Origin of the sequence: uncultured Blautia sp. (assembly GCF_902497045.1) — a bacterium.
Classification (GTDB): domain Bacteria; phylum Bacillota; class Clostridia; order Lachnospirales; family Lachnospiraceae; genus Blautia_A.
Map to the genome: position 1 here is coordinate 1 of NZ_CABVDF010000115.1, position 8751 is coordinate 8751.

Here is an 8751-nt window from a genome sequence, read left to right on the forward strand (position 1 = left end):
TATAATAAAGCAATAAGCAAAAAATTGTATCTGACAAACCAAATAATAAATTTCTGATGCATTCACGTAAAATACCGGTAAATGCATCTTTTGATTTATATTTGCTGCAGTAGTATTTATAGAAGGAGACATTATATGAGAGCAAACAATCTTACTCTGCTCACTGATCTCTATGAACTGACCATGATGCAGGGTTATTTTAAAAACCCCACAAATCAAACTGTTATTTTTGACATGTTTTACCGTAACAATCCATGCGGAGGAAGCTTTGCAATTGCGGCAGGCCTGGAACAGATGATCGAATATATCGAAAATCTGCGTTTTACAGAAGAAGATATAGAATACTTAAGAAGTCTGGATATGTTTCAGGAAGATTTTCTGGACTATCTGAGTACTTTCCACTTTACCGGTGATATCTATGCCATTCCGGAAGGAACGGTTGTTTTCCCCCGTGAACCCATTGTCAAGGTAATCGCTCCTATCATGGAAGCTCAGCTTGTGGAAACTGCAATCCTGAACATTATTAATCATCAGAGTCTCATTGCCACCAAAGCCGCCAGAGTCTGCTATGCAGCCCGCGGAGACGGTGTAATGGAATTCGGACTTCGCCGCGCCCAGGGACCGGATGCCGGCATTTACGGAGCTCGCGCAGCCGTGATCGCAGGCTGTGTAGGAACATCCAATGTACTTACCGGTCAGATGTTCCATGTTCCGGTTCTCGGTACCCATGCCCACAGCTGGATCATGAGTTTCCCGGATGAGTATACCGCCTTTAAAACCTATGCAAAAATGTATCCTGATTCCTGTACACTTCTTGTAGATACCTATGACGTATTGAAATCCGGTGTTCCCAATGCCATACGTGTATTTGAGGAAATGCGTGAAGAGGGGATCAAACTGACAAAATATGGCATCCGCATCGACAGCGGCGATCTGGCTTATCTGTCCAAAGAAGCCTACAAAATGCTGGCTGCTGCCGGTTTTGATGATGCCACCATCGCAGCCTCCAGCGACCTGGATGAATATTTGATCGACAGTCTGAAAACTCAGGATGCCAAGATCAATTCCTGGGGTGTAGGAACCAATCTGATCACCAGCAAAGACAATCCAGCCTTTGGCGGTGTATATAAACTGGCTGCCGTTAAAGATTCAGACAGCAATAACTTTATTCCTAAGATTAAACTTTCTGAAAATACCGAAAAGGTCACCAATCCGGGAAATAAAACCGTTTATCGTATCTACAGCAAAACCACCGGAAAGATCAAGGCAGACCTTATCTGTCTTGCTGACGAAGTTTTTGATCCTGAAGAGACCATGATCATCTTTGACCCTGTAGATACCTGGAAAAAGACCAAAGTTCTGGGAGGAACCTATGAAATACGTGAACTTCTGATCCCTGTGATCCGGGAAGGAAAACGTGTTTACACTTCTCCTGATGTCATGGATATCCGGGATTACTGCCAGAAAGAACAAAATACTCTCTGGGATGAGTCCCGACGTCTCATCAATCCTCAGAAAGTTTATGTGGATCTTTCTCAGAAGCTTTACGACCTGAAGAAAAACCTGCTGGAAGAAATGAGCGAAAAGGCTCTTGATTAAAAGTCATATCCCCCTGCTGCCTTTCATATCATAAAAGGTGAGGGGGGATTTTTATGGACAAAGACTACACGATCCTTATTAACAGCAAAAACCCGCTTCCTGCGGATTTTATACCAAAACATCTGATAGATACAGGCTTGCCATTTGACGCCATACCAGGCGATCCAAAACGTCTTCTGGAAGAAAAAACAGCCCATGCCGCATTGGAGCTGACAGCAAGAAGCCGCATGGAAGGACTGAGCCTTTACTGTATCTCCGGATATCGCTCTTACATCCGGCAAAAAGAACTCTATACAGGAAATAATTACGTTGCAGCTCCGGGAACCAGTGAACATCAGAGCGGACTTGCTCTTGATCTTTCCTGCCCTGCTGTGCATATGGAGCTGACGGAAGCCTTTGCGGAAACTCAAGAGGGACTCTGGCTGAAAAAACATGCGCCTCTCTATGGTTTTATTATCCGTTATCCGGAAAATAAAACACACATTACCGGATTTCCATGGGAACCCTGGCATATCCGTTATGTGACCAGGCCTCTGGCCTCCTATCTTACCCTTACCGGACTGACTCTGGAAGAATATCATATGATGGAGAATTCTGTGGACTTTCTTGATTTAAAGTGATATACTGTGAATGTTTAAAAATGCCCTATTTTTACTTACGGAGGAAATATATTATGTCAATGAAGATCAATCACCAGCTTCCTTTACCGGATACACTCAAAACCCAGTATCCCTTAAGCAATGAGCTGAAAAAAATAAAAGCCCGGAGAGATGATGAAATCCGCCGGATTTTTACCGGGGAATCTGATAAATTCGTTGTTCTTGTTGGTCCCTGCTCTGCAGACAATGAAGAGACTGTCTGTGAATATGTAAACCGGCTGAAAAAAGTAAATGATCAGGTTTCGGACAAGCTTATGATCATTCCAAGAGTTTATACAAATAAACCCCGCACTACAGGAGACGGCTACAAAGGTATGCTCCACCAGCCGGAACCGGACAAGGCGCCTGATCTCCTTGGCGGAATTATTGCCATCCGAAAAATGCACATCCGCGTTTTAGAGGAAACAGGGCTTTCTACTGCAGATGAAATGCTTTATCCGGAAAATCGCAGCTATCTGGACGATGTCCTTTCCTATGAAGCCATCGGAGCCCGTTCTGTAGAAAATCAGCAGCACCGGCTGACAGCCAGCGGAATGGATATTCCTGTGGGAATGAAAAATCCTACCAGCGGTGATCTTTCCGTTATGCTGAATTCTGTTACTGCCGCTCAGCACTCCCATCATTTCATTTACAGGGGCTTTGATGTGGAAACCGGCGGAAATGAACTTGCACACACCATTCTCCGGGGAGGTGTCAACAAATTCGGTCAGACTCAGCCCAACTATCATTATGAGGAACTTGTACGTCTGGCAGAATTATATCAGAAGTGGGAACTGAAAAATCCTGCTGTCATTGTTGACGTAAATCATTCCAATTCCGGAAAACAATATAAAGAACAGATCCGTATTGTCAGTGAAGTCCTTCACAGCCGTAATTACAATGCAGATCTGAAAAAGCTTGTAAAAGGTGTTATGATAGAAAGCTATCTGCTGGAAGGCCGTCAGGACATCAGTGACCACATGATACCAGGCTGTTCCATCACCGATCCCTGTCTGGGATGGGAGGATACCGAAAAACTGATCTACGAAATCGCTGAGAAATGCTGACATAGAAAATGCCACCCAAAACTGGTCAAAGTTGTGAGGGTGGTTTTTCTATGCCTTTTTAAGCTACTGCTCCATCTGCCTTCCCAGAAACCCTGCTGCTGTCTGCACCAGCATCCTTTCCGTATCCCCAAATACATCCTTTTCATTTTTTCCTATCAGGATTACTGCCCCTATGGCATCCCCGGCGCAGATGATCGGCTGCAGAATCTCTGCGCCTTCCATTTCTTTCTGGTTTGATATAACCGGAATGCTTCCTTTCTCTCCCGGCCGGAAGCATCTGGCTTCTCTGGCCGCGATACTCTCCTCCAGTTCTTTACTGATCTCTTTTCCTGCAATTTCTCTGCTTCCATGACCGGCTGCCGCAACCACCTGATCATGGTCTGTGATACAGGCAAGAAAGCCTGTTGTCTGTGCAAGAGCCTCCACATATTCCTTTGCAAATATACTCAGTTCTCCAATTGGAGAATATTTTTTTAAAATAATCTCTCCTTCTCTGTCTGTAAAAATCTCCAGAGGAGTTCCTTCCTTGATTCGTAAAGTCCGCCGTATTTCTTTCGGGATGACCACCCTTCCCAGGTCGTCGATCCTCCGTACGATTCCTGTAGCTTTCATATAAAAATTCCTCCATTTACTGTACTTTCCGATTCTGGAAATAGTATCTGTAAATGGAGGAATTTTATACCTGTTTCACACAAAAAAACTAAATTCTGTCAAAAACCCATCCCATAAAAGGTGAGAGAATGATCATAATCACCGAAAAGCTGAAAGAGCTTACAGATATCAATGTGGATCTCTGTTGAGAAGGTACTTTTTCATTTAAAATAATATCTGCTCTTACTTCCATAAAATCATCAAAAAATGCTGCCATAAACCCGCCTGCGATCACTATATATGGATTTCCGGGAACCAGAGATCCCAGTGCAGCTGCGATGCCGGAAATGCTGAATATCACAATCCCTCTGAATCTGAGCCGGGAACAATACTGTACCAGCTTTGCTCCAAGGGCAGCGCCCATCTGCATGAAAAACAACGACGGGCCAAGAAGCGACGGAGTCAGTCCTATTTCCGGAAGCTTTGCCTGAAGAAAAAACAAAAGCAGTGTAGAAACAGCTCCCACAAAAGAATTTACCAGGATCAGTCCCATAACCTTTGGATTTTTCCTTAAAAACAGAATACTTTCTGTTACACAGGCTTTGAAGCGCATTCTGATACCATCTTTGTCAGAAACAGACGGCTGTGCCATTTCACACAATCCCAAAGCTGTCACCACTCCAAATATACCAAAGACCACATCCAGACTATAGGCTTTCCGATAGCCCAGCATAAGGGAAAAACCTGCCAGAAGTGTGGAACAGGCTGTCCCAATCCGGTAGATCATCATTTCTGTGGCAGAAAAACGGTTATATTCTGATTCCTTCCCATAAGCTTTCAGGCTTTCATAAGCCAGCGCCTCTCTTGTCCCTGATGCCAGATTGTAGCTTAGCGCACTGATTCCTACTGCAATGGCAATACTCCAGAAGGATCGGGAAAAGATCATCGCCAGCGCTGACAGCAGAGACATGATCCTGCTCAGTACCATAACCTTTTTCCTTCCAATGACATCTGCCATAACGCCTGATGGAATCTCACCGGTTAAACTTACCACATGAAAAATTGCTTCCAGTATTCCAATCTGTCCGATGGAATATCCTCTCTGAGCCAGAAGCGCCACCCAGGCAGCATTTCCCAGCGCAAAGGATTCAAAAACCGCTGCCAGATACAGCTTTCTTATTTGTCTTTTATACATAAAAAAATCTCCTATTCTGTAAAATAAACACATGAATAAGAGATAGTAAACGTCTTTATAAAATTGCCGGATCTGCCTGAACCAGATCAGTAATTCCTAAAAAAGAGCGCACTATCCCTGTAAGCGTAAAAACTGCATCCATTTACAAGCTGAAGATTACATGTTTTCCACTTCATCCGTACTGCGCTCCTTTCTGATTTTCTTTAAATATTTCTGTGTCATGAGGCGCCGGATCTGACACCTCTGACACAGTTATTACTATATCACAGCATATTGCCAATGGCAAGAATTTATGCTTTTATTATCTTCATCTTTTCCAGTTTCCAGAACCCTCCCCGGAATTCCTCTGCTTCTATCTTCAGAGTATGCACCGGAGTTTTTCCGTAAAATCTGGAGGAGAAAACCACTTCTCCCTGATTCACATAAATTTCCACTGCCGAGGTGTCCGCAAGGATCCTGATATCCTTCACCTGTTCCACACAGGCATTTCGGCTGCTGCGTCCTGCCCCGGCCTCCTCATTCATTGTAAGAGTCAGAATTCCGTCTTTGTGCTCCAGTGTAAAGACATCTGTGAGAACCACCTTCACAGATCCTTTTTCCAACTGAAGCTCCAGATCAAAGGCTCCTTCTATCTCCACTTCTCTGTCCTCCTGAGACAGTTTCTTTTCCCAGCGGCGGAGATTCATAAGCTCTTCCACAGGATACTGGTATATTTTTCCGTTCTGGTATCTCAGTTCTCTTGGAACCGTCAGACAGTGCTGCCAGCCTTCTTCCAGAGTACGGTTCTGGTATTCCTCGTCCGCATCCGGCATTCCCATCCATCCAATAAGGAGCCTTCTGCCTTTCTGATCCAGAAAGGTCTGAGGGGCATAAAAATCGAATCCCATGTCCCATTCGCAGAAATCCTCAGCCTGAACTTTCTCCTCTTTCATCACGAAATATCCGGAAAGATAAATGTTCTGATAACGGTATTTTTCTCTTTTCACACCCTGGGGAGATACAGAAAGGATTTTCTGTCCATCCAGTTCAAACACATCCGGACATTCCCACATATATCCAAATGGCTTTTCTGTCGTCAGTTCTCCGTCAAATTCCCATTTTTTCAGATCTTCTGAACGATAAAACAGTACTGCTCCCTGATCATTTTTCTTTCTTCCTCCAAGTACCATGTGATATTGGTCATGTTCTTTCCATACCTTTGGATCCCGAATATGGCAGGTATAGTCTTCCGGATACTGGGAGGCAGGGATCACCTCCTCCTTCACGCCGAAACGGATCCCGTCTGTGCTCTCCACATGAATGGTACTGGTGATGCGTCCATTATTAATGTAATCATAATCTCCGTCCAGCTTTACATTCCCGGTATAAAAAAGATGCATGGTATCTTTCTCTGCCAGAGCAGAGCCGGAATAAACACCGTGACAGTCCATCGGGCTGTCCGGATAAAGGGGCACTCCCTCATATCTCCAGCTTACAAGATCCTCACTGGAATAATGTCCCCAGAATTTCAGTCCTCCCTTTACCTCAAAAGGAGAATACTGAAAGAACACATGATATCTTCCCTTATAATAACACAGTCCGTTCGGATCGTTCAGCCAGCCGGCCGGAGGCATCAGATGATGGGTCAGCCGGTGAGGAAAAAGATCTCTCTCCATAAATTTTGTTTCTTCGATCTTTCTAATCTCTTCTGCAAGAACCTTTGTCAGTGTACTCATTATTTTATCAGCTCCAGTACATGATCTTTGTAATCTACTTTTCCTGTTTTCAGGACTTTTACGTCCTGATATTCGTCTGTATTGGTTACGATCAGAGGAGTTGTTACATCGTAGCCTTCCTCTTTGATCCTGTCCATATCAAAGGTGATCAGAAGCTGTCCTGCCTTTACATGATCGCCTTCACTTACATGAGTTTCATAATATTTACCGCCAAGCTCTACCGTATTTACTCCAATGTGGATCAGAAGCTCCGCACCGTTGTCTGCTTTCAGCCCAATAGCATGTTTTGTATCAAAAACAGTTTCTACCACCGCATTACAGGGTGCTTTTACCTGACCCTTTTCCGGAATCACAGCAACTCCTTTTCCAAGGACTTCTGCTGCAAAGGTTTCATCCTTTACCTGAGCCATAGGAATTGCTGTGCCTTCCAGAGGGCTGAAAAGAAGGGGGGATTCCGATTCACTGTCTGATTTTGTTATTATTTCTGCTGTTTCTTTTTTCTGTTCTTTTTCTTCATCTTTATATCCAAACATCCAGGTAAGTGCAAATGACACACCTACGGAAACTGCCATCATAAGAAGATATGCCACCGGCTGGTTCAGGCAAAGCAGAATACCAAAAATTCCTGTTACACCGGTTCCTGTTGCGCCAAGTCCGGTAATGGAAGCTGCCAGCGCGCCGCAGGCGCCGCCGATACATGCGGTAATAAAAGGTTTCCCGAAACGAAGATTGACACCGAAGATCGCCGGCTCAGTAATTCCCATGCAGGCGCTTAATGCTGAAGGAACTGCCATAGATTTAATCTTCTGATCTTTTGTTTTAAGGGCAACTGCAAGAGCTGCGCCGCCCTGGGCCAGATTTGCTGCAGATGCCAGAGGAAGCCAGAATGTCATTCCAAATTTGGCAATCTGTCCCAGATCGATGATCGTGTACATGTGATGGACACCGGCTACTACTGTTGGCGCATAAAAAGCTCCCATGATAAAGCTTCCAATTCCGAAAGGCAGAGCAATCAGCCACTGTACGCCGTCCAGAAGTCCATTCTCAACTGTTACAAATACCGGTCCGATAATAGAAAGTGTTAAGTAACCTGTCACAAAAACACTGACAAGAGGTGTCACAAAAAGATCCAGCATAGCAGGAACTACTTTATGAAGACGTTTTTCAATCTGCGCCAGCACCCACACAGCGATCACTACCGGGATCACGTGCCCCTGATAGCCTACCATATCAATGGAATAAAGCCCGAACCATACTTTCTGGGTAGCCTGTACTCCTTCTGTTGCAACTGTCCATGCATTCTGCAGATTGGGATGGATCATAATCATACCGATTACTGCTGCCAGGTAGGGATTCGCTCCAAAAACCTTACCTGCACTGTATGCAATAAGGATTGGCAGGAATGTATAGGCGGTGTTGCTGAAAATCTGCGCAAACGTATAAATAGATCCGCTTGTATTAATATCCAGGAATCCATTATTTACCATAAAGTTCAGGGCTTCCATGATACCCATAAGGAAACCGCTGGCAACAATAGCCGGAATGATCGGAACAAAAATATCTCCCAGCGTCTTGATCAGTCTCTGGAAAGGATTTGCCTTTGACGCCGCCACCTTTTTCAGTTCTTCCTTGCTGCTTTCGGAAATCCCGGCGATTCTGATAAATTCATCATAAACCTTATTGACAACTCCTGTTCCCAGAATGATCTGCATCTGCCCCTGGGCAAAGAATACACCCTTTACTCCATCGATGTTTTCTACTGCATCCTTGTCTGCTTTGCTGTTGTCTGCGATCACAAGACGCAGACGTGTGGCACAGTGTGCTGCGGAAATAATATTGTCTTTTTTCCCTACGTGATCGTAGATCTCCTGGGCTGTTTTTTTGTAGTCCATAGCTTCCTCCTTTTCTCTTTCCCTTTATTATGTTATCGTTTCCATATAATATTT

General features: G+C 44.4%; 7 protein-coding genes. 3 read left to right on the forward strand and 4 right to left on the reverse strand.

The window, feature by feature from the left end; all coding sequences use genetic code 11:
* Window positions 1–135 precede the first annotated feature (135 nt).
* The 3 genes from RDS42_RS09280 to RDS42_RS09290 are packed head-to-tail and all read left to right on the forward strand — an operon-like array spanning window position 136 to window position 3304.
* A complete protein-coding gene (locus RDS42_RS09280) occupies window positions 136–1599 on the forward strand; it encodes a nicotinate phosphoribosyltransferase (RefSeq protein WP_308783419.1) in 1464 nt (487 codons plus the stop codon).
* A gap of 53 nt (window positions 1600–1652) precedes the next feature.
* Window positions 1653–2219 carry a M15 family metallopeptidase gene (locus RDS42_RS09285; RefSeq protein WP_308783420.1) on the forward strand — a complete coding sequence of 189 codons (567 nt, stop codon included), beginning with the start codon at window positions 1653–1655 and terminating at the stop codon, window positions 2217–2219.
* A 53-nt stretch (window positions 2220–2272) separates the two neighbouring features.
* Window positions 2273–3304, forward strand: coding sequence for a 3-deoxy-7-phosphoheptulonate synthase (locus RDS42_RS09290; RefSeq protein WP_308783421.1), 1032 nt, complete (start codon window positions 2273–2275; stop codon window positions 3302–3304).
* A 63-nt stretch (window positions 3305–3367) separates the two neighbouring features.
* Here the strand turns inward: RDS42_RS09290 and RDS42_RS09295 are convergent, their stop codons facing one another.
* The 4 genes from RDS42_RS09295 to RDS42_RS09310 all read right to left on the reverse strand — a co-directional run bounded on the left by RDS42_RS09295 (window position 3368) and on the right by RDS42_RS09310 (window position 8697).
* On the reverse strand, window positions 3368–3916 hold the full coding sequence (locus RDS42_RS09295; RefSeq protein ID WP_308783422.1) for a stage V sporulation T C-terminal domain-containing protein: 549 nt from the start codon (window positions 3914–3916) through the stop codon (window positions 3368–3370).
* An 88-nt stretch (window positions 3917–4004) separates the two neighbouring features.
* Window positions 4005–5090, reverse strand: coding sequence for an MFS transporter (locus RDS42_RS09300; protein WP_308783423.1), 1086 nt, complete (start codon window positions 5088–5090; stop codon window positions 4005–4007).
* A 290-nt stretch (window positions 5091–5380) separates the two neighbouring features.
* Window positions 5381–6805 carry a glycoside hydrolase family 32 protein gene (locus RDS42_RS09305; RefSeq protein WP_308783424.1) on the reverse strand — a complete coding sequence of 475 codons (1425 nt, stop codon included), beginning with the start codon at window positions 6803–6805 and terminating at the stop codon, window positions 5381–5383.
* Window positions 6805–8697: a glucose PTS transporter subunit IIA gene (locus tag RDS42_RS09310; RefSeq protein ID WP_308783425.1), complete on the reverse strand. Its 1893-nt coding sequence runs from the start codon at window positions 8695–8697 to the stop codon at window positions 6805–6807. The genes RDS42_RS09305 and RDS42_RS09310 overlap by 1 nt, the downstream gene beginning before the upstream one ends.
* Window positions 8698–8751: the final 54 nt, after the last annotated feature.